The sequence below is a fragment of the Pseudomonadota bacterium genome, from assembly GCA_038533575.1.
In the GTDB taxonomy this organism is placed as follows: domain Bacteria; phylum Pseudomonadota; class Alphaproteobacteria; order Rhodobacterales; family Rhodobacteraceae; genus Shimia_B.
Genome location: JBCAYL010000003.1, coordinates 111,591 through 137,380 on the forward strand (window position 1 = coordinate 111,591; position 25,790 = coordinate 137,380).

25 protein-coding genes are annotated in these 25,790 nt (G+C 68.0%); 10 read left to right on the forward strand and 15 right to left on the reverse strand.

Annotation, left to right across the window (positions count from 1 at the left end):
• Positions 1–41: 41 nt before the first annotated feature.
• Both AAFM92_14520 and AAFM92_14525 read left to right on the forward strand, forming a co-directional pair.
• Positions 42–548 (forward strand): DUF721 domain-containing protein, encoded by a 507-nt coding sequence (locus AAFM92_14520; GenBank protein ID MEL7301592.1) that lies wholly within the window; start codon positions 42–44, stop codon positions 546–548.
• A gap of 1 nt (position 549) precedes the next feature.
• Complete coding sequence (locus tag AAFM92_14525) at positions 550–1,212, forward strand: thioredoxin domain-containing protein (protein ID MEL7301593.1); 663 nt, start codon at positions 550–552, stop codon at positions 1,210–1,212.
• 54 nt (positions 1,213–1,266) lie between these two features.
• Here AAFM92_14525 and lpxK read toward each other — a convergent pair whose 3' ends face one another.
• The 5 genes from lpxK to AAFM92_14550 form a co-directional block, all read right to left on the reverse strand.
• Positions 1,267–2,265, reverse strand: a complete 999-nt coding sequence (lpxK, locus tag AAFM92_14530; protein ID MEL7301594.1) for a tetraacyldisaccharide 4'-kinase — start codon at positions 2,263–2,265, stop codon at positions 1,267–1,269.
• Positions 2,265–3,455, reverse strand: a complete 1,191-nt coding sequence (locus tag AAFM92_14535) for a glycosyltransferase N-terminal domain-containing protein (GenBank protein ID MEL7301595.1) — start codon at positions 3,453–3,455, stop codon at positions 2,265–2,267. Before AAFM92_14535 ends, lpxK begins: the two co-directional genes overlap by 1 nt.
• A gap of 106 nt (positions 3,456–3,561) precedes the next feature.
• Positions 3,562–4,320: a 3'(2'),5'-bisphosphate nucleotidase CysQ gene (locus tag AAFM92_14540; protein MEL7301596.1), complete on the reverse strand. Its 759-nt coding sequence runs from the start codon at positions 4,318–4,320 to the stop codon at positions 3,562–3,564.
• A gap of 22 nt (positions 4,321–4,342) precedes the next feature.
• Complete coding sequence (locus tag AAFM92_14545) at positions 4,343–5,695, reverse strand: metallopeptidase TldD-related protein (protein ID MEL7301597.1); 1,353 nt, start codon at positions 5,693–5,695, stop codon at positions 4,343–4,345.
• Between the two features lie 74 nt (positions 5,696–5,769).
• On the reverse strand, positions 5,770–7,338 hold the full coding sequence (locus AAFM92_14550; protein MEL7301598.1) for a DUF2125 domain-containing protein: 1,569 nt from the start codon (positions 7,336–7,338) through the stop codon (positions 5,770–5,772).
• Between the two features lie 89 nt (positions 7,339–7,427).
• Here AAFM92_14550 and AAFM92_14555 point away from each other — a divergent pair, with 89 nt between their 5' ends.
• On the forward strand, positions 7,428–8,027 hold the full coding sequence (locus AAFM92_14555) for an enoyl-CoA hydratase/isomerase family protein (protein MEL7301599.1): 600 nt from the start codon (positions 7,428–7,430) through the stop codon (positions 8,025–8,027).
• Positions 8,028–8,060: 33 nt separating this feature from the next.
• Here AAFM92_14555 and AAFM92_14560 read toward each other — a convergent pair whose 3' ends face one another.
• Positions 8,061–8,375 (reverse strand): HNH endonuclease, encoded by a 315-nt coding sequence (locus AAFM92_14560; protein ID MEL7301600.1) that lies wholly within the window; start codon positions 8,373–8,375, stop codon positions 8,061–8,063.
• A gap of 43 nt (positions 8,376–8,418) precedes the next feature.
• Here AAFM92_14560 and AAFM92_14565 point away from each other — a divergent pair, with 43 nt between their 5' ends.
• On the forward strand, positions 8,419–9,612 hold the full coding sequence (locus tag AAFM92_14565) for a TIGR03862 family flavoprotein (GenBank protein ID MEL7301601.1): 1,194 nt from the start codon (positions 8,419–8,421) through the stop codon (positions 9,610–9,612).
• Positions 9,613–9,671: 59 nt separating this feature from the next.
• On the opposite strand, the gene AAFM92_14570 is transcribed toward AAFM92_14565, so the two are convergent.
• The 6 genes from AAFM92_14570 to AAFM92_14595 form a co-directional block, all read right to left on the reverse strand.
• Complete coding sequence (locus AAFM92_14570; GenBank protein MEL7301602.1) at positions 9,672–10,262, reverse strand: glutathione S-transferase; 591 nt, start codon at positions 10,260–10,262, stop codon at positions 9,672–9,674.
• Entirely contained in the window at positions 10,262–11,287 is a 1,026-nt protein-coding gene (gene holA / locus AAFM92_14575) for a DNA polymerase III subunit delta (GenBank protein MEL7301603.1), read from the reverse strand. The genes AAFM92_14570 and holA overlap by 1 nt, the downstream gene beginning before the upstream one ends.
• Positions 11,284–11,790 (reverse strand): LPS assembly lipoprotein LptE, encoded by a 507-nt coding sequence (gene lptE, locus AAFM92_14580; protein MEL7301604.1) that lies wholly within the window; start codon positions 11,788–11,790, stop codon positions 11,284–11,286. The genes holA and lptE overlap by 4 nt, the downstream gene beginning before the upstream one ends.
• Entirely contained in the window at positions 11,777–14,359 is a 2,583-nt protein-coding gene (gene leuS / locus AAFM92_14585; protein ID MEL7301605.1) for a leucine--tRNA ligase, read from the reverse strand. Before leuS ends, lptE begins: the two co-directional genes overlap by 14 nt.
• A 179-nt stretch (positions 14,360–14,538) precedes the next feature.
• The gene (locus AAFM92_14590) at positions 14,539–14,967 is read right to left on the reverse strand and encodes a DUF3576 domain-containing protein (GenBank protein ID MEL7301606.1); all 429 of its coding nucleotides are present in this window, start codon (positions 14,965–14,967) and stop codon (positions 14,539–14,541) included.
• Between the two features lie 136 nt (positions 14,968–15,103).
• Positions 15,104–16,237, reverse strand: coding sequence for a porin (locus tag AAFM92_14595; GenBank protein ID MEL7301607.1), 1,134 nt, complete (start codon positions 16,235–16,237; stop codon positions 15,104–15,106).
• A 240-nt stretch (positions 16,238–16,477) separates the two neighbouring features.
• Between AAFM92_14595 and AAFM92_14600 the strand changes: the two genes are divergently transcribed.
• Positions 16,478–17,131 carry a YggS family pyridoxal phosphate-dependent enzyme gene (locus AAFM92_14600; GenBank protein ID MEL7301608.1) on the forward strand — a complete coding sequence of 218 codons (654 nt, stop codon included), beginning with the start codon at positions 16,478–16,480 and terminating at the stop codon, positions 17,129–17,131.
• Here the strand turns inward: AAFM92_14600 and AAFM92_14605 are convergent.
• Together AAFM92_14605 and ribA are read right to left on the reverse strand one after the other, a co-directional pair.
• Positions 17,128–17,622, reverse strand: a complete 495-nt coding sequence (locus AAFM92_14605) for a L,D-transpeptidase family protein (GenBank protein MEL7301609.1) — start codon at positions 17,620–17,622, stop codon at positions 17,128–17,130. The two genes, AAFM92_14600 and AAFM92_14605, sit on opposite strands and share 4 nt — an antisense overlap.
• A 138-nt stretch (positions 17,623–17,760) precedes the next feature.
• Positions 17,761–18,807 carry a GTP cyclohydrolase II gene (ribA, locus tag AAFM92_14610; GenBank protein ID MEL7301610.1) on the reverse strand — a complete coding sequence of 349 codons (1,047 nt, stop codon included), beginning with the start codon at positions 18,805–18,807 and terminating at the stop codon, positions 17,761–17,763.
• A gap of 158 nt (positions 18,808–18,965) precedes the next feature.
• Here ribA and AAFM92_14615 point away from each other — a divergent pair, with 158 nt between their 5' ends.
• From AAFM92_14615 to xth, 5 genes are all read left to right on the forward strand, one after another.
• Complete coding sequence (locus AAFM92_14615; protein ID MEL7301611.1) at positions 18,966–19,652, forward strand: response regulator transcription factor; 687 nt, start codon at positions 18,966–18,968, stop codon at positions 19,650–19,652.
• Between the two features lie 206 nt (positions 19,653–19,858).
• Positions 19,859–20,659 (forward strand): methyltransferase domain-containing protein, encoded by an 801-nt coding sequence (locus AAFM92_14620; protein ID MEL7301612.1) that lies wholly within the window; start codon positions 19,859–19,861, stop codon positions 20,657–20,659.
• 183 nt (positions 20,660–20,842) lie between these two features.
• Complete coding sequence (locus AAFM92_14625) at positions 20,843–22,345, forward strand: hypothetical protein (protein MEL7301613.1); 1,503 nt, start codon at positions 20,843–20,845, stop codon at positions 22,343–22,345.
• 31 nt (positions 22,346–22,376) lie between these two features.
• Positions 22,377–22,787: a VOC family protein gene (locus AAFM92_14630; GenBank protein MEL7301614.1), complete on the forward strand. Its 411-nt coding sequence runs from the start codon at positions 22,377–22,379 to the stop codon at positions 22,785–22,787.
• 99 nt (positions 22,788–22,886) lie between these two features.
• Positions 22,887–23,675, forward strand: coding sequence for an exodeoxyribonuclease III (gene xth, locus AAFM92_14635; GenBank protein MEL7301615.1), 789 nt, complete (start codon positions 22,887–22,889; stop codon positions 23,673–23,675).
• Positions 23,676–23,732: 57 nt separating this feature from the next.
• On the opposite strand, the gene AAFM92_14640 is transcribed toward xth, so the two are convergent.
• Entirely contained in the window at positions 23,733–25,664 is a 1,932-nt protein-coding gene (locus tag AAFM92_14640; GenBank protein MEL7301616.1) for a calcineurin-like phosphoesterase family protein, read from the reverse strand.
• Positions 25,665–25,790: the final 126 nt, after the last annotated feature.

Here is a 25,790-nt window from a genome sequence, read left to right on the forward strand (position 1 = left end):
GGTATAGAGGAGGACGTAGCACGGAGAAAGAGACCGCCACCTTGGCCACCCCCGGTTCATATCAGCGCAGGAAGGGCTTCCAGCGCGCCTCCACGCTTTTGGAGAAGCGGATCCGCAACGCGGGCGAGGCGCGGGGATTTGCCGTCACGCGCCTCCTGACCCATTGGGCGGAGATCGTGGGGGCCGACATCGCGGCCACGGCGCGGCCAGTGAAGGTGAGCTATGCCAAGGGCGGCTTCGGCGCGACGCTGACCATCCTGACGACGGCGGCACGCGCACCGATGCTCCAGATGCAGCTCCCCGGCATTCGAGAGAAGGTGAATGCCTGCTATGGCTATAATGCCATCTCGCGCATACGTATCACCCAGACCGCGGCGACGGGGTTTGCCGAGGGGCAGGCTGACTTTGCGCCCGAGGCGCCGGAGGGCGATCCCGTGGCAGCGGCCAAGGCGCGCGGGCTCGCGGGCGACGTAACAGATGAAGGCCTGCGCGCGGCCCTGACCGCGCTCGGCGAAAACGTGATGACATCTTCGAAGAGGACATCCTGACATGAGACGACTTGTCCCCATCCTGATCGGCGCAGCTGTCCTGGCACTGGGCGGTGCGTGGTTCTTCGCGCCGGGCTCCCAGGGCGCGCGCGACCTGCCGCAGCTCGGCGCCGCCAACGCGCAGACGGTCGAGGCCGCCGAGATGCTCGAGATCGAGGACATGACGCTGGGCGAGGCCGGCGCGCCCGTGCAGATCATCGAGTATGCCTCCTATACCTGCCCGCACTGCCGGACCTTCCACGAGGGCGCGTTCAAAGAGCTGAAGTCCGAATACATCGACACCGGGCTCGTGGAGTTCGTCTACCGCGAGGTCTATTTCGACCGCTTCGGCCTCTGGGCCTCCATGGTCGCGCGCTGCGGCGGGGCGGAACGCTTCTTCGGCATCACCGATCTGATCTATGGCCAGCAGAGCGAATGGACCCAGGGCCAGCCTGCCGAGATCGCGGCCAACCTGCGCCGGATCGGGCTCACGGCGGGCCTGAGCGAGGCCGAGCTCGATGCCTGCTTCTCCGACGGCGAGAAGGCGCAGAGCCTCGTGGCGTGGTACGAGGCCAATGCCGCCGAGGACGGGGTGCGCTCCACGCCTTCGTTCATCATCGACGGCGTGCGTTACGGCAACATGTCCATGGCCGAGTTCCGCGAGATCATCGACGGGAAGCTCTGAGCCGCTGGCCCGGTTTTTCGGGCCACGGTGACGCCTGTCTCGGGCTTTTTGGGATTACCCCGGGGGGGTACTGACCTCGAGGCCGAGAAGGCGCTCCCGAAGCACTTCGGGCGCGTCGAGCTGAAGGCGCACCGGCAATGTCACCACTTTCGCGCGGAAGCTATCCGGCAGGCGCACGGCGTCCTTTTCAGTTGTCACGAGCTGCGCGCCGAGGAGCTTGGCCTCTTCCGCGAGGCGGGCCATGAGCGGCTCCGTCAGTGGCTGGTGATCGCTCAGCGCTTCCGCGCGGAGGACATTGGCCCCAAGGACGCGCAGCGTCGCGAAGAATTTCTCGGGGTGGCCGATGCCCGCGAAAGCAAGGGCGCGCATCTGATCCCAGGGCATCCCGGTGGGCAGCGGCACGAGCTGGCCCGCGAGGCGCGGCACGCTGATCGCTGGCCCCCACCTTTCGCTGAAACGCTGCTGTGCCCCGGGCGCGCCGATCGACAGGACGAAATCCGCGCGCGCCAGACCGGTGACGACCGCCTCGCGGAGCGGGCCCGCGGGCAGCACGCGCCCATTGCCGAAGCCACGATGGGCATCTACCACGACGATGCTCAGGTCCTTGGGCAGGTCCGGGTTCTGGAAGCCATCATCGAGGAGGATATGGCTCGCGCCCGCAGCCACAGCGCTCCGGGCCCCGGCGGCGCGGTCGTGCGCAACGATGACCGGGGCGAAGGCGGCGAGGAGAAGGGGCTCGTCCCCGACCTCCGCGGCGCCATGTCGGGCGGGATCGACCGTCACCGGCCCCTCGAGGCTGCCGCCGTAGCCGCGAGACAGGATGACGGGGCGCTCCCCGGCCTCGGTGAGCATCATGGCCGCGAGCATGGCGGTGGGGGTCTTGCCTGTCCCGCCTGCGTTGATGTTGCCGATGCAGATCACCGGCACAGGCGGGCGGTAGCGCGGGGGGCGCGCCACGCGGGCTGCCGTGGCCCGGGCATAGAGCCATGCCGCGGGCGAGAGCAGGGCCGTGCGCAGCCCGGCGGGCTCGAACCAGAAGCTCGGCGCCCGCATCAGGCCTCCTCCGCCAGCGTCTCGAGGAGAAGCGTCACAACGCGGTCGGTCATCTCAGCGCCCTCCGTGGCTACGTCCCAGGCGGCGTGGGCGAGGGCTGCGCTGCGGTCCGGCGCGTTGAGGCGGGTGATGGCGGGGCCGAGTGCTGTGAGGTCTGGGATCGGCTCTGTGGCCGCGGCGCGGGCGAGGCGGCCATAGGCTGCGCCGTGCCGCCAAATAGCGGGTCCGTGGATGATCGCCGATCCGAGGGCCGCCGCCTCGAAGGGCGTGCGGCTCGCCGCGCCTGAGAGCGTCCCACCGAGATAGGTAAGGGGTGCGAGCCGATACCAGAGCCCCTCTTCGCCCGGGTCGTCGGCGATGAAGACGTTCACCTCCTCGTCGATGTCGTAGCTTTCGCTGCGCCGCGCGGCCCGCAGTCCCTGCGCCTCCGCCTCACGCAGGAATGCGTCTTCGGCGGCCTCGTCGGCGGGGGCGAGGATGGCCAGCGTACGGTGCGCGCGGCGCTGGGCATGGGCCTGCGCAGCGATGACGCCCGCGGCCTCCGCATCGGGGACGTCCACGCCGTACCAGACGGGCCGCGTGGCGAGGGAGGCGATGAGTTCGTCACGCTCTGCCTCGTTGTAGGGCAGCGCGGTGGGGCCGGGGCGGAGCTTCCCCGTTACCTGCACGCGCGTGGGCGCGGCTCCCAGCGCCACGAGCTGGTTGGCTGCGGCCTGCGAGACAGTAAGGAGGGCATGGAACCGCTTCAGACGGGAGCGTAGCTTGATCTTCGCCCAAGGTGCGCGGTGGGTGGGAAAGCTGCCCTCGTCCACGTCGAGCAGGATGACCGGCATCTTGCGCGCGCCCGCTTCGAGCTCCGCGCGGAGCGGCGTCTCGTCCTCGCCGGGAAACCAAACGGCGAGATCCGGGGCCCAGGTCCTCAGGAAGGCCTGGGCCTCCGCGCGTTTGGGCGCCGGGGCGCGCGCGAAGTCCACGCGGGGATCGGTGGAGGGCAGCGGGGTGGTTGCCGCGCTCACGAGGATGCGGAGATCGGTCTCTGCGGCAAGGAGGCGGTCCGTGAGCATCTCCACCACGTCGAGCGCGCTCTCGCGGGGCACGTGAAACCAGATCCGCGGGCCAGCCCCGGCCTTGGAAGAGGCGCTAGAGGCCAAGGCGCGGGCGGCCCTCGGCGGAGGCAGAGGCGGCGTCATGCCACGTCATGGATGGTGTCCTTTGCGGCCCATGGGCGCGGGCACCGTACCCGGCGCCAAGGGTGCGTCAAGCCAAGGTGCGCGGCGCGACAAGGGACCGAGCCTATCAGGCGGGCAGGCGCGGCCCGTGGGCGGCATAGGCGTCGATCAGGGGCGCGGCACCGGCCATAAGGCCGGGCAGCGCGGCGGCAGGGCTGTTGAAGCGCGGCGCGCCCTCAGTCGTGGCCACGCGCCCGCCGGCCTCCGTCACCAGAAGCGCGCCCGCGGCCACGTCCCATTCCCAGGTGTTGCGGAGCGTGAGCATCCCGTCAAAGCGGCCCTCGGCCACCAGTGCCATCCGGTAGGCGAGCGAGGAGCGGAACGAGAGCTGCGGGCGGGGCGGGACGCTCTGCCAGTAGCGCGGGGTGAAGTTCGATTTCGCGCTCAGGAGGTGGGCGCGATCGGGCGCGATGTCTTGCGTGGCCTGGATCGGTTGCCCGTTCTTCGCCGCCCCGCCGCCGGCATGGGCGGTAAAGGTGAGCCCCCGCGCGGGCAGGTGCACGGCGGCGGCGACGGGCTCTGTCCCGGTGACGAGCGCGATACTGATGGCCCAGGTTCGAGAGCCCTCGATGAATGCCCGGGTGCCGTCGATGGGATCGACGATGAAGGTCGCCTCGCGAGAGAGCCGCTCCGGCCCGTCCTCTGTCTCTTCCGAGAGCCAGCCCACGCCGGGCAGCGCCTTCAGGAGCCGCTCCCTGAGGTGCCGGTCCACGGCGAGATCGGCCTCTGTCACGGGGCCCGCGCCCCCACTCTTTTCCCACACGGTGGGGTCGGCGCGGAAATGCGCGAGCGCGATCTCTCCGGCGTCCCGCGCTGCTTCTTCCATGACCTCGAGCGCGGCGCGGGGGTCAGGCCCCGGCAAGGGTGAGCCCTTCGACGAGGAGCGAGGGGACGACGGTGGAGAGCCAGGGCCGCGCGTCATTGGCGGGAGTGAGGCTCTGCAGCATGTCCCTGAGATTGCCCGCAACGGTGCATTCGTTGACGGGGTAGGCGAGTTCGCCATCCTCCACCCAGAAGCCCGACGCCCCGCGGGAGTAATCGCCGGTATTGGGGTTGATCGTCTGCCCGATCATGGAGGTGATGAGGAGCCCGGTGCCCATGTCGCGCAGCAGGTCTCCGCGGCTGGCCTCGCCCTGGGTGAGCGCGATGTTGGAGGTGGAGGGCTGCGGCCCGCCGGAAAGGCCCCGGCTCGCATTGGCCGTGCTCTCGCGCCCGAGCTTGCGGCCCGTGCCGAGGTCGCAGACATAGCCGGTCAGTCGGCCCGCCTCGACCCAGTGCCGCGCCTGGGTGGGCAACCCCTCGCTGTCGAAGAGCCGGGATCCCATCACCCGGCGGCGGTGGGGATCCTCGGTGAGCGAGAGCGTTTCGGGGAGCACGCGCTCGCCTTCGAGCCCGCGCGCCCAGGACGCGCCGCGCACGATGGCTGAGCCGTTGATCGCCATCAGAAGGTGCCCGATGAGGGAGCTCGAGACCCGCTCGTCGTAAAGAACGGGGAAGCTCCCCGTGGGAGGCTTCCGCGCGCCCTGCCGTTCGACGGCGCGCTCGCCTGCACGGCGGCCGATCTCCGCGGCCGGGCGCAGGTCCGCGCGGTAGACACGGCTGTCGCTGTCAAAGTCGCGCTCCATGCCTGTCCCCGTGCCGCTGATCGCGCCGCAGTAGAGGCTCGATCCCGTGCGCATGGCTTCCGCCAGAAATCCGTTGGTTGAGGCGAGGACGAGCTCGCGTTTGACAAAGCTCGCGCCTGCCCCTTGCGTCTGGCTCACGCCCGCCACCTCGAGCGCGGCAGCTTCGCATTCCGTCGCCACGGCCTGCAGCGCGGCCGGGTCCGGCTCTTCGGCTGGGTCGAGCAGGTCGAGGGAAGCGGGGTCGGTCTCGGCGGCGAGCTGGTGGGCCTCGGCGAGGCCGAGCGCGCTGTCCTCCGGGGCTTCGCGCGCCATGGCCACGGCCCGCGCGGCCATCTCGGCGAGGGCCTCGGGCGTGCGCTCAGAGATCGAGACCACGGCCTGCCGCTGGCCCAGAAGCACGCGCAGCGAGAGATCGAGCCCCTCCTCCCGCGTGGCTTCCTCCAGCTTGCCCGCGCGCACGTCGATGCTGACCGAGGTGCCCTTCACGGCGAGGATGTCTGCGGCCTCCGCGCCGGCGTGCTGTGCGGCGGCGAGGGTCTCCTCTGCAAGCGCGGTGAGGGTGGGCTGTGCTGTCATGGGGGCTCCGGGCGTCGTCTGGCGTTGGGGAGGGACGTAATCCGCCGCCCCACCCTTGCCAAGCGCGGCGCGCGTCAGCGGATCTGCTGACCGTTGGCGAAGACGCTGCCGTCGGGAGCCACGACGAGGTTGGAGGTGAAGACATCCTCTTCTCCCGGCACCGGGCTCGCGAAGAGGCCGAGCATGAGGCGTGCGCCCATGCTCTGCTCCTGGGGCACGAGGCCCATCATGACGAGCTTGTCGATGAGCCCGCCCACGCCCTCGATGCGGGCCGAGACCTCGCCGTCGGGGGCGGGCAGTCCGTCGAAGGTTTCGCGGTCGGAATAGTCAAAGCTGATCCCGCCTTCCGCCGTGACTCGCGCGCCCGCGGCGCGGACCTCCAGCGTCTCGATCCGCGCGCTGCTTACCTCGCCCGGAAGCTCATCGTCTTCCTGGGCCGCGAGCGCGCTTTCATTGAATGGGTCCACGATCCAGCGCCCGAGCGCGGCGATGTCGAGCACGAAGGTCGCCGGATCGCGCGGCAGGACGGCCGCGGGATCGAAAAGATCCCAGAGAAAATCATCGATGCTGAGGTCGCGCAGGGAGAGGCCGAGCCGCATCTCGCCCTCCGTCTCGCGAGGCGAGAGCGGGCTGGCGAGGGTGAAGGAGGTGGAGCCCAGCGTGATCGCCACGGGCACGGGCAGCTGGTCGGAGATCATGGCCCCCGTGATCGCCTCCGCGCGGCTGGCGACCGAGAGGCCGCCTTCTGCCAGGGAAACGGTCTGCTCGCCGGCGCTGATCGTCAGGTCGACGCTCCCCGCCGCCCCGGCAAAATCCACGTCTCCGCCCGGGGCGGTGTCCTCGAAGCTCAGATTGGCGGCCGAGCCGCTGGTGGTGGAGGTGAAGCGCACGCCGTAGGCATCGTCGGCCAGAAGCACGCCCACATTCTCGGTGCCGTCTCGGCCTTCGGGGATCGCGACGCTGCCGGTAACGGTGTAATCTGCGCTTTCGTAGTCGAGCGAGAAGGAGCCGTCGCCGTCGATCCGGGCCGCGAGCGCGTAGGCGAGGCTGTCGGCGGCGGAGCTGAAGGTGGTGCGGCGCACGGCGCCCTCTTCCACGAGCGAGCGCTGCACGAGCCCGTTGAGGATGACGGAGATCTCGAGATCGGTGCCTTCCTCCATCGGGCGCATCTCCTCGAGGCTGACGGCGATGGCATTGCTGCGCGCGTCATGCTGGAGCGCCTCCGCAGTGCCGGAGGCCACGATCTCCGTGCCCCGGAGCGAAACGCCGAAGCGGGCGTCGAAGGGGATGCCGTCTTCGTCCACACCTGTGAGCGAGATGGGCATCTCCTCGGCCAGCGTGATGGCGATGGTCCCGTCATCCTGATCCGCGAAGACGATGTCGCCCAGTCCGATAGAAATGCGCGCATTGCCGTCGGCGCCCTCCATGTCGGGCTCGAAGACGAGCTCCGCATCGGTGACGGTGAGCGTGCCCCCGGCCTCGGAGACGCTGCCCGTGCGGAGCGTGATCTGCTCCCCGTCCGCGCCGAAGGAGGCCTGCCAGGAGGCCCAGACCTCCGCGGGCGAGACCTGGGCCGCGGCGGGCAGGGCTGGAAGAGCAAGACACGCGATCGCCGGGAGGGCGCGCAGGGCAGTGGAGGGCATGGGGTACAAGGTCCTTCGTGAAATCTCTGGTTGAGTGTTCGGGTCTCGCGCGGCAGGGGTCAAGGGCAGGTGCAGACGGGGAGGCAATCGTGATCGAAGTGGAAGAGACTGGTGGCGTGACGCAGCTCAGGCTGGCGCGGCCGGAGAAGGCCAACGCGCTCACCCGGGAGATGCTCGAAGGGCTGCGGGACGCGGTGCGCGCGGCGCGGACGCCCGTGCTCGTACTGACCGGAGCAGGCCAGGTCTTCTCCGCCGGGATGGACCTCGCGGCCGCCAAGGAGGGGCTCGCCACGTCTCCGGTCTGGGAAGAGCTTTCGGGCGCCATCGCACGCTTCCCGGGGCTCACAATCGCTGCTCTCAACGGGACAGCGGCGGGCGGCGCGCTCGGCATGGTGCTCGCCTGCGATCTGCGCGTCGCCGTGCCCGCTGCGAGCGTCTTCTACCCGGTGATGAAGCTCGGTTTCCTGCCCCAGCCCTCGGACCCGCGTCGCATGGCTGCCCTCATCGGTGCGCCGCGCGCCAAGCGCATCCTCATGGCCGGAGAAAAGATCAGCGCGGAGACGGCGCGCGACTGGGGCCTTTTCGATGCCATCGCGGAGGATCCGCTGGCGCAGGCCGCGGTCTGGAGCGCCGCGGCGCGGGAGGCCAAGCCGGGTCATGCCGCTGCCATCAAGGCCCTGTTCGACTGAGCGGCTGCACGGGCCGGGCCCCAGCTTCACGGCTCAGCGCTTACGCTTTCCGCCCGGCACACGGCTCATGAACTCCGGCGGGCGTTTGGCCACCCAGCGGGCGAACTTCTCGAGCCTCGGATGGCTGCGCAGCGCCTCGGGCGTGTTGTAGCTCCGCGCGAGCTCTGCCTCGGTGAGCGTGGCGTGCACTTCCTTGTGGCAGATGTGATGCATGAGAATGGTGGGCCCGCCCTTGCCGCCTTTGAGTTTCGGGATCAGGTGATGCAGGCTCTGCGGCACCCCGGGCGGGATGTCGCGCCCGCAAAGCGGGCAGACCGGCAGGGTCTCGTCTTGTTCGGTGTGGCTCACCGGGCGAAGGATGGCGCGCGACCGGAAAGGGGCAAGGCGCGAGATGGAGAAAGCGGAGCAGCGCGCGATGGCACCGGAGCCGGTGGAGGCGCTCGTCATCGGCGGCGGCCCGGCGGGCCTCGCAGCGGCAGAAATCCTCGCCGAGCGGGGGGCCTCCGTCGTGCTCGCAGAGGCCCGACCTTCATTTGGGCGCAAGTTCCTGATGGCCGGCAAGAGCGGCCTCAATATCACCAAGGACGAGGATCTTGCGGGCCTTCAGGCCGCCATTGGCTGCCCCCGGATGGACCCGATCCTCGCGGCATTCGACGCGCGCGGCGTGCGGGATTGGGCAGAGGGGCTGGGGCAGCAGCTCTTCACCGGCAGCTCCGGGCTGGTCTTCCCCGTGGCGATGAAAGCCTCGCCGCTTCTGCGCGCCTGGCTCGCACGGCTCGACCCCCTGGACCGGCGCTTGGGCTGGCGCTGGACGGGCTTTGCCGGGGACGGCCACAGCTTCGAGACCCCGGATGGCCCGCGAATGATCGTGCCGCGTGTCACGGTCTTCGCGCTGGGCGGGGCCAGCTGGGCCCGGCTCGGCTCTGACGGGGCCTGGGCCGCGCCGTTCCGCGCCGCGGGGCTACCCTTACGCCCCTTCCTGCCCGCGAATATGGGGCTCTACGTTGACTGGTCCGACCACATGGCGCCCTATTTCGGTGCGCCGCTCAAGGGCGTGGCGCTGACCTGCGCGGGGCGCCGGGTGGAGGGGGAGTTCGTCCTCTCCCGCGCGGGCCTTGAGGGGAGCCTCGTCTACGCGCTCTCACCCGAGCTCCGGACCGGCGCGCCGCTTGTGCTCGACCTCAAGCCCGGCCTCACACACGCAGAGGTGACCCGGCGGCTCGCGGCGCGGCCCGCGAAGGAGAGCCTGCCCAACCGCCTGCGCAAGGCCTTAGGCATCGCTGGCCCGGCCCGCGCGCTCCTGCAGGAATTCGGACGCCCGCTTTCTGAGGCGCTGCCGCAGAAGATCAAGGCGCTGCCGCTCCGCCACGGCGGACCGCGCCCGCTCGACGAGGCGATCTCCGTGGCGGGCGGGCTGGCCTGGGAGGCGCTCGATACCGGGCTCATGCTGCGGGCCCGGCCCGGCACGTTCTGCGCGGGAGAAATGCTCGACTGGGAGGCGCCCACGGGGGGCTATCTCATCACCGGATGCCTGGCCACGGGGCGCTGGGCCGGGCGCGCGGCCGCGGATTTCCTCGCGCGCTGAGGGGGCCGGATCGCCTCCGGCGGTCCTCCGGGGGAGGTACGGGGCACAAAGATGCCGCTTCAACCCTTGGATTGCGCGCGCTTGTAGGCCTCGCGGGCGCGGATCGGCTTGGCGTAGTCCTTCAGGTCCTGACGCTCCATGGGGAATTTCGCCACGAGGGCCCAGCCGAGGCAGTGCACGGCGATGATATCGGGGATGGTCATCGTCTCGCCCATGAGAAACGGGCCCTCGATGCGGGCGGCGAGGCGTTCTGCGGAGATGTGGAACTCCTCTCGCGCGCTCTCCTTCACGGCGGGCACGCGGAGCGCCTCGGGGAGGCCGAACGTGTGGCGTGACACGAGCCAGAGCAGGCTGTCGAGCTCGTCGAGGAGGAACTGGGTATGGGCATCCTGGCGGGCGCGCGCGAGGCTGCCGGGCGGGAAGCTGAGCGCGCCGTGCTTGTCAGCGAGATAGGTGAGGATCGCGGTGCTGTCGGTGAGGGCGTGGCCCTCGCTCACGAGGACCGGCACCTTTCCCAGGGGATTGAGCGCGGTGATCTCGGGCGTGCGTGGGCCCGTCGTGTGGTGCGTGTAGTCGAGGCCCAGCTCTTCGAGCATCCAGAGGACGCGGAAGGCGCGGCTGCGGCCGGTTCCGTGGAGGTCGTAGGTCATCATCGTCTCCCTCGCATGGCCACGCGGATGAGCGTGCGTTCCATGAGCGCCATCTGTGGCGCGGTTTGAGCGGCGGAGCGGAGCCTGAGATCCGTCTCCGTGAGGTCGCTGAGCGCGCCTTCGAGCTTCATGGCGCCCCAGGCCTGCGCCTGACGCAGCATCCTGTCGCGCCGCGGGCCGAACACGGGCGGACGGAGCCGCGAGATGCCCTGGGCCGCGCCCCCGGGATCGGAGGCGGCGCTGTGGAGCGCGCGGAAATGCCGGCTGGCCTGGATCGCGAGGGCCACGGGTGCCACGCCCTGCGCTTCGAGGCGGCGCAGCATGGGACCGAGCTCCGGGGTGCGGCCCTCGGCCACGATGTTGAGCAGATCATCGAGCGCGGCGTCGGTGCTGGCGGGCGCGCAGGCTTCGACATCCGCGGCGCTCACCGGGGCCTCCTGTCCGCGGGTGTAGAGCGCGACCTTCTCCAGCGTCTGCGCGAAATCGCCGGGATCGAGGATCCGCGAGAGCGAGGTGAGCGCGTCCATACCGTCGCGCGCCACCTCGCCGATCTGTGCCCGGGCCATCATCGCCTCGATCTCGCCGCGACTGGGCGGATCGTCGTATATACCGGTCGCGTAGGCGTTGGCGTGGCCTTCGAAGAGCTTGCGGAGCGCGGAGCGCGCGGTGAGGCTTCCGGCGGTCACGACCACCTGCGCGTCCCCGTCGCGCCAATCCTCCAGCGCGGCCTCCACGATCCTGGCGAGGCCGTCGGTGGCCTCTTCCACGAACGCCACGCGGGGGCCGGGGAAGAAGCCCGTCGCCTTGAGCGCATCGAGGAGGCGGGCAGGCTCCTTGCGCAGCTCGGCGCCGGTCATGCGGGTCAGCCGCATCTCCTCCTCGCCCTGGGGCCCGATGAGGGCGGCGATGAGCTCTTGGCGCTTCAGCGCCACGCGCATGGCATCCGCGCCGTAGATCAAGATGCCGGTCTTGGCGGGATCGGGGCGCGCGAAATAAGCGGCGGCGTCGCGCGGGGCGAGCTTCATGCGGGGGGCCCGCCTGCGCCCGAGGAGGAGAGATCTGCCGCGAGCGCCGTCAGGATCCGGTCGGCGAGGATTTCCATCAGCCGTGCCTCGGCATCGGCGCGGGCGGCGCGGGTGGCCACGGTGGTGCCCGAGGCGGAATAGGCGGTGAAGCCGCGCACCTCGCCCTCTGCCGCCACCACGCCGTCGGTGGTGGCGAGGGTATAGGTGGCCGTGCCGGTGAGGGTGAAGCGGTTGATCTGCTGCGTGCGCGTGATGACCGAGCCCGCCTCGGTCAGCCTCGCATCCACCGCCAAGGAAAAGCGCGGGGTCTCCACGTCGCCCAGCCGAATGCGGAGGGCGCGCGTGAGAAGAAAGGCGTTGGCGCTGTCGGGCGTGCCGAGAACGACGGCGCTGCGCAGCGCCGTGGCGCCCGCGCCGGGCGCGAAGACAGGCGTGAAGCCGCAGGCGGGCAGTAGCGCGAGGCCGCCCAGTACGCTGCGGCGGGTCAGCCTAGACGACGACATTCACGATCCGCCCGGGCACGACGATCAGCTTCTTGGGGCTGCTGCCGTCCAAGGCACGCTGCACGGCCTCATTGGCGAGCACGAGAGCCTCAAGCTCGTCCTTGGGCATGTCCTTCGGTACGGTCACCTCGTCGCGGCGCTTGCCGTTGATCTGGACGGGCAGTGTCACCGTGGCTTCCACCAGCATGGCCTCGTCTGCCACGGGCCAGGGCGCAGCGGCGCAGAGCCCCTCGCCGCCCTGGAGGGTCCAGACCTCCTCGGAGAGATGGGGGGTCATGGGCGCCATGAGCTGCGCGAGGGTCATGATGGCCTCGCGTTGCGCGCCCGGGGTGGCCTTCGATTTCGAGAGGGTCGCGGTGAAGGCATAGAGCTTGGCGATGGCGGCGTTGAAGCCGAAGGATTCCACGCCGAGCGTCACGTCCCGGATGGTCTTGTGCATCTCGCGAAGGAGCGTTTCGTCCTCCGCGCCCCGGGCCTGACCCGGGGCCTCTTCCTCCATCTTCGCGATCTTGTCCGAGAGCGTCCAGATCCGGCCCAGATGCTTGGAGGCCGCTTCGGCGCCCGATGCCGTCCATTCCACGTCGCGCTCGGGCGGGCTGTCGGACAGGACGAACCAGCGCGCGGTATCGGCGCCGAATTGGCTCACGATGGCATTGGGATCGACGACATTATTCTTCGATTTCGACATCTTGGCTGAGGGGACGATCTCAACCTCCGCGTCGCCCACATAGGCCTTGCCGCCTTCGAGGGTCACGTCCTCCGGGTAGTGATAGACGGGGCGGCCGCCTTTCTCGGATTTGTAGATCGCATGGGTCACCATGCCTTGCGTGAACATCGCGTCAAAGGGCTCGGCGCTCTTCTCAGGCAAGTGCCCCGTCCTGATCATCGCGCGGGCGAAGAAGCGGGAATAGAGTAGGTGCAGGATCGCGTGCTCGATGCCGCCGATATACTGGTCGACATTCATCCAGTAGCTGGCGGCCTCCATCTCGGTGGGCGTCTCCGCGCGGGGCGCGGTGAAACGGGTGAAGTACCAGCTTGAATCCACGAACGTGTCCATCGTGTCGGTCTCGCGCTTGGCCATCTTCCCGCAGGCTGGGCAGGGCACATCGCGCCAGGTGGGATGGCGGTCGAGCGGATTGCCGGGGATGGAGAAATCGATCGGCTCGTTGCCCTGGTCATAGGGCAGCTCGACGGGCAGGTTCTCCTTCTTCTCGGGCACGACGCCGCAATCGGCGCAGTGGACGACGGGGATCGGGCAGCCCCAGTAGCGCTGCCGCGAAAGGCCCCAGTCCCGCAGGCGGAATTTCGTCTGGCCCGTGCCCGCGCCCTTTTCCTCGGCCCAGGCGATGGCAGCGTCGATGCCCGCGAGGCCCGTCTGCCGCTCTTCTCCGGCGAGGAGCTTCACGTAGGTGACCTCTTCCTCCTTGCCGGGGACATAGGCCTCGCCGCCATCCTCGGGCAGCGTGAGCTCGCCGTCGACCGGCACGTAGGTGGAGATCACCGGCAGCTCGTACTTTCGCGCGAAGTCGAGGTCGCGCGCGTCGTGCGCCGGGCAGCCGAAGATAGCGCCCGTGCCGTAATCCATGAGGATGAAGTTCGCGATATAGACGGGCAGCTCCCAATCGGGATCGGCGGGGTGGCGCACGCGCAGCCCGGTATCTAGGCCCATCTTCTCGGCTTTCTCGATGGCCTCGGCGGTGGTCCCGCCCTTTCGGCACTGCGCGCAGAAGGCGGCGACGGCGGGGTTCACCGCCTCGAGCTCTTTCGCGATGGGATGATCGGCGGCGATGCCCACGAAGGACGCGCCCAGAAGCGTATCGGGCCGCGTGGTATAGACCTCGATCTGCTTTTCCTCCTCGCCCACGACATCGAAGGCGAATTGGAGGCCACGGGAGCGTCCGATCCAGTTCTCCTGCATGAGACGCACCTTGGCGGGCCAGTCATCGAGACCGTCCAGAGCGTCGAGGAGCTCATCGGCCATGTCCGAGATCTTGAAGAACCACTGCGTGAGCTCGCGCTTTTCCACCTCGGCACCCGAGCGCCAACCCTTGCCGTCGATCACCTGTTCGTTGGCGAGCACGGTCATGTCCACCGGGTCCCAGTTCACGACGGCGGGCTTCCGGTCGATCAGGCCGGCCTCCAGCATGTCGAGGAAGAGCGCCTGTTGCTGGCCGTAATACTCCGGGTCGCAGGTGGCGAACATGCGTGACCAGTCGAGCGAGAGGCCCAGCGGCTTCATCTGATCGACCATCGTGTCGATATTGGCGTAGGTCCAATCCTTGGGGTGCCCGCCGCTCGCCATAGCGGCATTCTCGGCGGGCATGCCGAAGGCGTCGAAGCCCATCGGGTGCAGCACGGCGTGGCCTGTGGCGAGCTTATACCGCGCGATGACGTCGCCCATCGTGTAGTTGCGTACGTGGCCCATGTGGAGCCGCCCTGACGGATAGGGGAACATCTCCAAGACGTAGTATTTCGGCTTCTCCGGGTCCTCTTTGGCGGTGAAGAGACCGGCCTCTTCCCAGGCTTTCTGCCAGCGTGCTTCGATCTCTGCGGGGGCGTAGGCGGGCATGGAGGGTCCGTTCCTCGGTGCTGACGTGACAGGCGCGGCGCGCGCATAGCCGCGGGACGCCGCGGCGCTTTGCGGAGGTTTAGGCGCTTCGGGCGGGGGAGGCCAGAGGGTAGCAGCGGCGCCCCGGCGGCGCGCGGCGGCTGGGCGATGCGCGGGCGTCTTGCCGGGCGCAGCGCAGCCTAGCGGCGGGCGTTGATGTTGCCGGTGCGGAGCTGCCGGGCGCGGGTGAGGATGGCATCCTCGACGGCACGCACGGTGGAGGGGCTCGCGGGCCCGGAGCGCGTCAGGAGCGACAGCTTGAGCGAGCGGGCATCGAGCGCGGGATCGCTCACCAGCACAGTGGCGCGGTAGGCGCGTCCGCCGCCCGGGGGCGTGCCGAAGCCCGTGACGATGACGCCGGTGAAGGGATCCACCGTCTGGATCGGCAGGAAGCTGAGGACATCGAGCGAGGCATTCCAGATGTAGCGATTGACGGCCACGGTATCGCCGCCGCGCACGCGCGCGGCCTGTTCCGTCGGCGGGGCGTCATTGCGGCCCCCGAAGAGCCCGCCGCTGCACCCGGTCAGCACGATCAGGCTCACAAGCCCGAAAATACGCAATACGGTCATGTCGTCCCCGCCCCTCGATCTTCTGTCGAATACTAGCGTTCTCGCAGGCTGCCAAGGGCTTAGGCCGTCTTGGCATGGGCGCAAAAAGAAAGAGCGGCCCCGAAGGACCGCTCTGACTTGATCGTTTCGCCTTCGATTAGAAGGAGAAGGACACTGCGACCGTCACGCCTTCCTTGACGTCCTCGGCTGCACCGAGCTCGTCGAGGGTCAGGTCGTCGCCGGGGCCCGTCGTCACGTCCGCGTAGGAGATGCGGAGCGTTGCGTCGCCGCCGAGGTCGTAGTCGCCGCCAACGTAGAAGACTTCGGAGCCTGCGAGGCCTGCGCCGTTCTCACGCTCGTCGCGGTAGCCGCCGAAGAGCTCGAGGCCGTTGCCCACGTCGTAGGTGACGTTGAGCTGCAGGTCTTCGTCGTTGCCGTCGTGGAAGAGGAAGCCAACCGTGATCGGGCCAGACGCGTAGTCAAGCGCGATGCCGTAGTTGTCGTCAAGTTCGTCCTGGGACACGTAGAACACCGTCGCGGTCACGTCGCCGATCGTGTATGCACCCTGCACACCGATGGACTGAACGGTCTCGTTGTCGGCATATGCGAAGCCCAGCTCGACGCCGGCGAGCGTCGTGGACGCGCCGATGGCGAAGATCTGCGGAAGGTCAACCGTGCCGGGGCCGGTGACGCCGTCACCCGTGGTGCCGCCTTCCTGGTAGCCGAAGGTCACGTCGACGGTGCCGAGCGTGGCCGTACCGCCGAGCTGCAGGTTCTGGAAGTCGTCGTTCGGGCCTTCATCCGAGGAGAAGACGTAGTAGGACACGCCAAGCTCGGCGGGGCCCACGGTCACGCGACCGATGATGATGCCATCTTCGCCCACTGCCTCCGCGTCGCCTTCGTCAGCGAAGCCGTCCGCGTCGAGGTTCGTGACCGGGGAGGAGAAGAGAGCGTCTGCTGCCGGCGGGGTGTCGCCGAATGCAAGCGATGCCATGTCGGAGGACAGCGAGATCACGAGATCGTCGATCTGGATGTCGTTGCCGTCGAGCGTGGAGTTGTCATCGTTGTTGAACTCAACGTCGCCGGAGACGGATGCCGTCAGGCCGTTGTTGAGCGTTGCGGAGTAGGCAAGCGATGCGCCAACGGACCAGAAGAAGCCGTTGTCAAACTCGTCGTTGTAGCCGAACTCTGCGTCGCCAGAGAAGGACACGCCGTCCGTGGCGTGGCCGTCTGCTGCTGCTGCGCCTGCGAAGGCCACGATGGCCGTCGAAGCGAGAAGGATGCGTTTCATGTTATTCCCTCGTGGTTGAGTCCCCGTCCGTTTGCCGTCGGGAACCGATTTAGGATGCGAGGGTATTGGCTCCGCAATGCCCCGAGGGTCAAGCGACCCCAGATCGGCTTTTGGGCGGTGCCTCAAAATTGATGCAAAGCTGCCACACACCCGCCCGCCGTCTTTCCCGCATGACAAGCCATGCGGGGCGGACTAAACCGGTACCCTGCTGGGAAGCTATGCAAATAAGGGCTATAAAACATGGGATTGGCTGACATCGAGGCGCGTATCAGCACCGCGGAAGCCGTTGCCGGGAGGCCCGCGGGCAGCGTCGAACTCATCGCAGTTTCCAAAGTGCAGCCGTCCGACCGGGTGGAGGCAGTGTTGCATGAAGGTCACCGAATCTTCGGGGAGAATCGCGTGCAGGAGGCGCAGGGCAAATGGCCCGCGTGGAAAGAGACTCACCCGGGTATCTCGCTGCACCTGCTCGGACCGCTGCAAAGCAACAAGGCGCGGGCCGCCATGGCGCTCTTTGACGTCATTCACACGCTCGACCGCCCGAAGCTGGCCCGCGCCATCGCCCGGATCGCGCAGGAGGAGGGCGCGTGCCCGGACCTCTTCATCCAGGTGAATACCGGCGATGAGCCCCAGAAGGCGGGGGTCTCACCCGCCGAGACGGATGCCTTCGTCGCTGAATGCCGCGCGCTCGATCTACCCGTCATCGGGCTCATGTGCATCCCGCCGGTGGAGGAGGAGCCCGCGCTCCACTTCGCGCTGCTGGCAAAGATCGCGGCGCGCAACGGGCTCAAAGGCTTATCCATGGGGATGAGCGCGGATTTCGAAACGGCAGTGCGGCTCGGCGCGACGCATGTGCGCGTGGGATCGGCGATCTTCGGCGCGCGCGATGCGGGCTAGGGCACGATGAGCCGCGTGGCGTGGCGGATGCGCGGCGCGAGCCAGAGGAGGTGCGCGCGCTTGAGCGCGATGCACCCTTGCGTGGCGCGCCCCGGCCCCCGCCACGCATGGATGAAGATCGCGGAGCCGCGCCCCTTCACGGGATAGGGCCAGTTCCAGTCCGTCAGGATCACGAGGTCGTAGAGCGGGTCCGCGCGGCGCAGGACCTCGTGGGAAGCCCTGTAGGGCGCGCGCACCATCATGTTGTAATCGGCGTCGTCCGGATCGTCGGACCACAGGTCCCCTGGGCGGATGGGCAGTGCCCAGTCGGCGGGCCGCGCGAGGCGGTCGGGGCGGTAGAGCATCCCCACGAGGCGGTGCGTGCCCCGCGGCGTCGACCCATCGCCTTCGCGCTTTCGGCGCGTGAGCCCGCCGCGCCCGATGGTGCAGGGGAGCGTCCGGCCAAAGGCGCGGAGGCCCTGCGGAGTCAGCACGAGGTCAGTGGGTTTCATCCAATCGCCCCCCGTCCCGGGCTTGATCCGGGACCTCTGCTTGTGCCCGTTCTGCTGCCAGCCGTCATGCGCCCATGGATCTGATGCGCCTTCTGACGCGGAGGCTCCGGGTCAGGCCCGGAGCGTGACGGACGGGGCTCACAGAAAATGCCCCGACTTCTCCGCCTTCGTTGCCAGGTAGCCCAGGTTGAGCGGGTTCTGCCCGACTTTCAGAGGCACGCGTTCGGCGACCTCCAGGCCCTGTTCCTCCATCCGCGCCACCTTTGCGGGGTTGTTCGTCATCAGCCGCACGGCCTTGAAGCCCAGCTTGCGCAGGATGTCCGCGCCGGTGGTGAAATTGCGCTCGTCATCCTCGAAGCCAAGCCGGTGATTGGCCTCGACGGTGTCAAAGCCCTGATCCTGGAGCGCGTAGGCGCGCATCTTGTTGGCGAGCCCGATGCCGCGCCCTTCCTGGTTGAGATAAAGGAGGACGCCCGCGCCTGCCTCGCCCATGGCCGCGAGCGCGGCGTGGAGCTGGGGCCCGCAATCGCATTTGAGCGAGCCCAGCACATCGCCGGTGAAACAGGCCGAGTGCAGCCGCGCGAGCACGGGCTTGGCGCGGTCGGGCTGCCCGATCTCCACGGCATAGTGCTCCTCCCCGCCGTCATCGGGGCGAAAGACATGGAGCCGCCCGCGGCCCGCGAGCGCCATGGGCAGGCCCGCGCTGACGACGTCATTCAGCGGCGAGGTCTCGATGGTCTGGAGCGGCACGGCGGTGAGCGCCTCGATCCCCTGCGCGCGGGCGATGAGCACGGCGGGCAGGAGGTGCGCGGCCTTGGCCAGCGCGATGCCGGCCCGTGCCACGGCCGAGTCGCCTTCGCGCAAAGTGTGGAATGGGCCCTTCATGGCCATGGAGAGATCGTCCTTGGGATCCGCCACGGCGCAGGCCCAGGGCAGGCCCGCCCCGGCGGGCACGGCGATTCGCGCCACGTCTCCGTCATAGGCGCGGGCCTTGAGCGTCCGTGCGCGCCACTCCGTGATCGCAAGGACGGCGGGCTTCGGCAGCGCCATGGCAGCCGCGAAGCGCGCGGGCGAGATCGTTTCCACGGCGAAGACAAGATGCCCCTCGATCACCACGGGAAGCCCCATGCGCAGGTCGGCGCGGGCGCGGGCAATGAGCTCGTCTGGGGTGGGCGCGAAGGTCATGTCTTCTCATAGGCTGGACGCTCGAAGAGGGCCAGACGGCCCGCAATTGAAACAATGCGGGCCGGTGCGACACGGCTCCGTGAGAGAAATGTTGCAAATATTGCCCGGCCTCGCCCCGCGCCCAACTGACATGCAACAGCACGATGGAGACCAGACTTATGGCACAGCTCAAACGCATCCTCCTCATCGACGACGATGAAGATCTGCGCGAAGCTCTCGGTGAGCAGCTGCTCATGACCGACGAGTTCGACGTCTTCGAAGGCGGCTCCGGCGCCGAGGCGATGGAGAAGATCAAGGAAGGCCTTTACGACCTGATCATCCTCGACGTGGGCCTGCCCGACACCGATGGCCGCGAGCTCTGCCGACTTATGCGCAAGCAGAACGTGAAGAGCCCCATCGTCATGCTCACGGGCCACGACACTGACGCTGACACGATCCTCGGCCTCGACGCGGGTGCCAACGACTACGTCACGAAGCCCTTCAAGTTCCCGGTGCTCCTCGCCCGCATCCGCGCCCAGCTCCGCCAGCACGAGCAGAGCGAAGACGCCGTCTTCCAGCTTGGGCCCTACACGTTCCGCCCGTCGATGAAGCTTCTCGTCACCGAGGACGACAAGAAGGTGCGTCTGACGGAGAAGGAGACGAACATCCTGAAGTTCCTTTACCGCTCCACCGAGGGCGTGGTGGCCCGCGACGTGCTCCTCCACGAGGTCTGGGGCTACAATGCCGGGGTGACGACACACACGCTCGAGACCCACATCTACCGCCTGCGCCAGAAGATCGAGCCCGATCCCTCCAATGCACGGCTCCTCGTGACGGAAAGCGGTGGCTATCGTCTCGTCGCGTGATCCCGGGGTGATCGCGGATTGCGATGATCCAAGTCCGGGCATGCGCCGTAGATTAAGTATCCCTTCGCGAATCGGGGTTATGATCCGCACCCTCCCTGTTGGACTTGCCCGGGCCCCGGTTGAAAAACTGGCCCGGGTTTTTTTTGGCCCGATTTCTTGCCTGAGCCTGCGCGTCCCGTGGTAGTCTCGCCGCGGGGGGACGACAGATGGCAGACCCGTTTCAGGACGTGGACGCGGCGGGGGCGGATTTCATCGCGGCTTTCGCCGAGAGCATGGAGATGCGCCAATCCGATCCCACGATGGAGCGGATCGTGGCAGATTATCTCGACCAGCTCGATTTTGGAGAGGACACGCTCACCGTGGAGATCGGCGCGGGGGCGGGTGCGATCTCGCGCCGGATCGCGACCCGGGCAGCCCCGGCGCGCGTGATGGGCTATGAGCCCTCGGCGGGCTTCGTGGCCGAGGCGAAGACGCGGGCCGAGGGCGTGGGCAACCTGCACTTCGAGCAGGCGGACGGCGCGGCGCTTCCGCTCGATGCCGGGGTCGCCGACCACGCCGTCCTCCATACCGTGCTCACCCATGTCACCGCGCCCGAAGCATTGATCGCGGAGGCGCGCCGGGTGCTCAAGCCCGGCGGCACGCTTGTGGTGTGCGACTGCGATTTCTCAAAGGCCGCGTTGGGCAGCTTCCCCGATGACCCGCTCGATGCCTGTGCGCGGGCCTTCGTGCGGGAATTCGTCACCGATCCGGACCTCGTGGCAAAGCTGCGCGCGCTGCTGATCGCGGCGGGCTTTGAAATCCGCCACTTCACTGTAACGGCCCGCACAGTGACCGAGGGCGAGAAGCTCCTGCCCTGGGTCGTGGAGACCACGAAACTCATGGTCGCGCGGGGCGATATCGGGGCGGGGCTTGCGGAGGCGCTCGTCGCCGAGATGCACGATCGCACGGCGCGCGGGCGGTTCTACGGATTTCAGCCCTTCGCCACCGCCATCGCGGTGAAGCCCTGATAAAGCCGCGCCCGCACCCCGCTTCCGGCGCGCCGCTGCCCGAATTTTTCATCATATTTTAACGACTGGGCGCGAAGCTGAGCGCTCAGATGAATCCCGCGTCGGCCCGGGTTATGGCCGGCAACCTCCCTGTTTGACTTGCCCGGGCCTTTTGGTCCGGGTTTTTTTTGGCTGCAGCGTGATATGAGCAGAACGATGCGTATTGGGTTCATCGGGTTCTGTGCCATTCTGGCGGTCGCGTTCGCGCTCTGCGCCAAGGAGCGGCCCTGTGCGGAGCCGAATGTTGACTGCTTGATCGACGAGGCGCTCGCGGCCTTGCCCGCGGCGACACGACTCCAAGGCATCAATCAAATCGCCGCGCAATTGGTACTTCTAGGTAGGGCCGAGGCCGCGCGCGCTGTCGTGGCAGAAGACTACAGCTGGCAGTCCGACGCCTCTAGGCGTTCGCGTTTTTCACTGCTCTGGGCGGTGGAGACCTGGCGCGTGCTTCAAGACGGCACGCCGCTCGAGGCGCAGGTCACCGGCAGTCCGCCACCCGATGCGCTCGCGCTGGTGCACCTGTCCGGCCTTTTGACCTTCGGCCCTGCCTATGCGGGGCTCCGACCCGCGCCTCCCCAGCTCCCAGAGATGGACCGCCGCGCCGCGCGCGCGGCTTTGGCCGTGCGCATGTCCGAAGGGGCCGGGCCGGTTTCCGCTCAGACGCGGCTCGAGGCCGCGGAAATCTTTGCCGAGCTCGGGCAGGCCGACCGTGCTTTTGCGCTTCTAGAGGCCGTGTACGCAGAAGGCGGCGAGGGCACGCAGATCTCGGTCATGCGAATATCGGCAGAAGCGATGCAGGCCATCGGGGTCGCGCGCGCCCTCGAGGTGATCGATCGCGCGGGCAAGACGAGCGTCTTTGCGCTCCTCAATGCGTCGCGCGCTGCTCCGACGCCCGAAGTGCGTGTGAGCTACCTGAGCCGGGCATTCAGGATGGCGCGCGACGATGGGCCCTGGCCTGATCGCGACCATCTCACTCGGGTGGTGGAGGCCGCGCTCGACGTGGGTGAAGCAGACCTCGCGCTTCGCTTCGCGCGGGACTTCGATATCGCAGCTCAAGCGCGCGAGACATTTCTGCCAAGCGACATGCATCTCGCGGCGGCTGCTGCGCTCCACAAAACAGGCGCACCCGCACCCGAAATTCGCGCCGCCTTGGCCCGCGCTCTCGAGAGCTTCGGGAACCGCAGGCTAAGCGTCGACTCTGCCGTGCCACTCGCAACCCTCCTGGTGAAGCTGGGCGATGTGGATACCGCTCTTCTACGCCTGAAAGACACGCGTGACGCCAACGCCTGGGAGCGGGTTCTGGCGGAGCCTTTGCCGGAGAAAGCGCGAGACCGGGTAACTGACCAAGCCGCCCGCGAACTGGGCACCGAGGCCCTTCGCGATGTCGAGCTTCGTCTCGCGATCCGGGCTCCAGAGCCCATGCGCACGGCCTTGCAATCCAAGGTACTCCCCTGGGCGGGCGAGACGATGGAAACCTGGCGCGGGCGGGACGCTTTGCGCCGCCTGCCGCATGTCGCCACCCTCGCCGCCCGCGCGGGCGAGGCCGATCTAGAGAGCCGCGCCGAGGTGCTCTTTGCGCGGGTCGCCCTGCGCCGGGGCGCGCCGCGCGATCTCATGCAGGCCGCCTGGCGCCTGTCCCAAGATTGAAATGACGCGGCGCGCGGCCTAGCCTCCGCCCATGAAGCTGACGCTGCACCACATCAACCTCTCCACCGACAAGGTCGAAGAGATGGACGCCTTCTACCGGGAGGTGCTGGGCCTTGCCCGGGAGACCGAAGGCCTGCCCACGCTCGACAAGACGAAGGGCTATGACGGCGACGTGGCCTTCGTCACCGACGGGGCGGTGCAGACGCATTTGGCGCGGAAGGACGTGCACGCGGCCTTCAAAACGGGCTCGCATCTCAACCCGCTCTCGCGCGGGCATATCGCCTACCGCACGGACGATCTCGCCGCCTTCAAGGCACATCTCGAGGCGCAAGGCATCCCCTATGCGGATTGGGGCCATACGGCCGTGGCGGGCTGGGCGCAGATCTTCTTCTACGATCCCGACGGTAACGTGATCGAGGTTCACGAGGTGAGCGCGCCCTAGGCTTTCTTCCGGCGGCGCGCGGCGTACATCTCCGGGTGCTCCCGGCGGCGAAAGCCGCTAGAGCCAAGCCGACACATCCACCATCACGGAACCCTGCCCATGCCCTTCACCCTGGCCACCTGGAACATCAACTCCGTGCGGCTGCGCGCCGATCTCGTGGTCAAGCTCATGACCGAGGAGGCGCCCGACGTGCTCTGCCTTCAGGAGTGCAAGAGCCCGGTGGAGAAGATCCCCCTCGAGGCGTTCGAGGCGGCGGGCTATGCGCATTGCGTGGCGCGCGGGCAAAAGGGCTATAACGGCGTGGCGATCCTTTCGAAGCAGCCCCTTGAAGATGCCGGATCGCTCGATCTCGCGTCGCTGGGCCATGCGCGGCACGTGGCCGCCCGTCTGGAAAACGGGGTCGTGATTCACAATCACTACGTGCCCGCGGGCGGCGACGTGCCTGACCGCAAGAAGAACGAGAAGTTCGACCAGAAGCTGCGCTACCTCACCGAGATGCGCGAGATGTGGGAGGCCGAGACGCCCGCGAAGTCGATCCTCGTGGGCGATCTCAACATCGCGCCGCGGGAGGACGATGTCTGGAGCCACAAGCAGCTCCTGAAGGTGGTCTCGCACACGCCCATCGAGGTGGAGCACATGGAGGCCGCGCGGGAGGCGGGCGGCTGGGTCGATGTCACGCGCGCTGACATCCCCGAGGGGCAGCTCTACAGCTGGTGGTCCTACCGTTCGCCCAACTGGTCCGAGAGCGACAAGGGCCGCAGGCTCGATCATGTCTGGGCCACCCCCGACATCGCGGGGGCGGCCTCTGGCTCCCGCATCCTGCGCGACGTGCGCGGGTGGGAGCAGCCCTCCGATCACGCGCCGGTTTTCGCGACCTTCGATCTCTGACCCGAAAAAAGAAAACGGGGCCCGCGATGGGCCCCGTCTGTGTCTGTCGGGAAAGGATCAGTCCTCCCAGAAGGCTTCCTGCCAGCCCATGTCAGGGATCTCCTCCACGATTTCGAAGGCCATCGTATCGGTGAAGCTGCGCCCATGGCGGTCGGTGACCATCACCGTGAGGCTGTGGATGCCAGCGGGCAGATCCGAGGGAAGCTCCACCGTCCACAGATGCTGAGAGGAGTTCGTCCAGAGCCAGCTGTCGAGAGGGCCAGCCGCGCCTTCCCAGATCGAACCCTGGAACATCTCGTAGCCATTATTGCCCGTGGCCGAGGCCATGGCACGCCGCGTGTCCGAGAACTGTCGGAAGATGGCGTAGGGGTCCGAGGCCTCGATGGAGCGGAGCTTTGCCTCGCCCTCGCCCGCCTGGGTGCGCGTGGCCAAGAAGCCCTGCCCGCCATTGATGAAGAGCATGACCTCGCTTTCGGTCGTGCCGTTCCAGACGTTGACGACCGCCCGCGTGCCGCCCTCGAGGTCCGCACGGGTGAGCATGTTCACGTCGCCCATGTCGTTGAGGCTCACGGGCGGCATCACGTCGCCGCGGTTCCCCCCGTAGAGCTCCACGTAGTCGACGAGGCTCTGCGCCCAGTCGCGGTAGCGCGGGGAGTTGAAGGAGACGTGGAACTGTTCCTCGTGGGAGTGGGTGAAGGACTTGAAATCCTCGACGTAGTCCGAGCCGTCAAAAGAGATGGCGTAGAACCCGCGGGGGGAGCCCAGCCGCTGGTTCGCTCCCGGCACGAGATCGTCGTTGAGGCTGCCCGACCACCAAGAGCCCGACAGCGCGCCGGTCACGATCTGGTGGAAGGGCGCGGGGCCCACCCCGGTATTCTCTTCCCAGCCCTCGTAGTATTCCCCGGTCAGGATATTCTCGGTCGTGTGCGTGTGGCCCGAGAGGCCGAGCACGGGCCGGTCGCCCAGCACCGCCACCAGATCGGCGAGGTTATCCGTCTGGTGCTTGGCAGCGGTGTTGTCCGTGAAGGTCTGGAACGGGATATGCGCGTTGAGGACGATGAGCTTGTCCTCGGGTACGTTGGCCAGGTCGTTGGCCAGCCACTCCAGCTGCCGCCCGGTGACGATACCATTGTAGGTGGGGCGTGCATCGGCCGCGCAGAACGGGTGCGGGTCGACGCCGTTGCAGGGGTAGCGCACGTTATCGAGCGTCACGAAATGCACGTTGCCGATGTCGAAGGAGTAGTATTCCGGCCCCCATTCGCGACGGAACGTGTCGAAGGAATGCTGGTCGTCCTCGGCGTCGAAATCGAGGTCGTGGTTTCCGGCCACGTAGTATTGCGGCGTGTCGCCCACGGCGATGATCTGCTTGAAGCGAGGGTAGAGCGACAGGTCATCGCCCATCACGTCGCCTTCGAAGAGCAGGCATTCGGTGTCGCTGTTATCGCGCGCGGCCAGCATGTGCCCGGCGGTCTCGCGGACATAGGACACCTGCATGTTGAAGTAGGGCTGCGCGTCGCCGAACACGAGGCACTCGAACGCGGCCCGGTCGCTGTCATCCTCCACCAGTGGGAAGTTGATGGCTGCGGGCATGGGTCCCGTGGGCTCGATCCCGCCAAAGCGCAGATCGGGGGAGCCCGCGACCTTGTGGATGTAGTTGAACTGCGGAACGAGGAATTCGTCCACCGGCGCGGCGTAGCCCGCGGGCTTCGTGATGAAAAGGTTCATGTCGTCGTAGATCGGCAGCTCATAGGTGCCGTCCTCGCCCGTCGTGGCGACCTCGCGCCCATTCGAAACCATGACACCGGCGATGCCGGTCTCGCCCGCGTCGAGCATGCTGTTGCGATTGGCATCGAGGAAGACGGTGCCGCGGGCGGCGTCCGCTTCTCCTGCGATCGTCTCGACGCTTCCGACATAGGAGGTGTCCTTGGCCAACGCGCTCGTGCTCAGCAGCACGGCAAGGGGGGCAAGGTATAGAAATTTGAAAGTCATGGCGCTCTCCAGCTTCACTATCTGCGTGGCAGCGAGTCTGAGCGCGCTTGGTAACTTGCTCGCATAAGGCGAGTGAATTTTTGCATACATATTTATGACAGCGCACGCTTATCCGCGCGTCCGCAG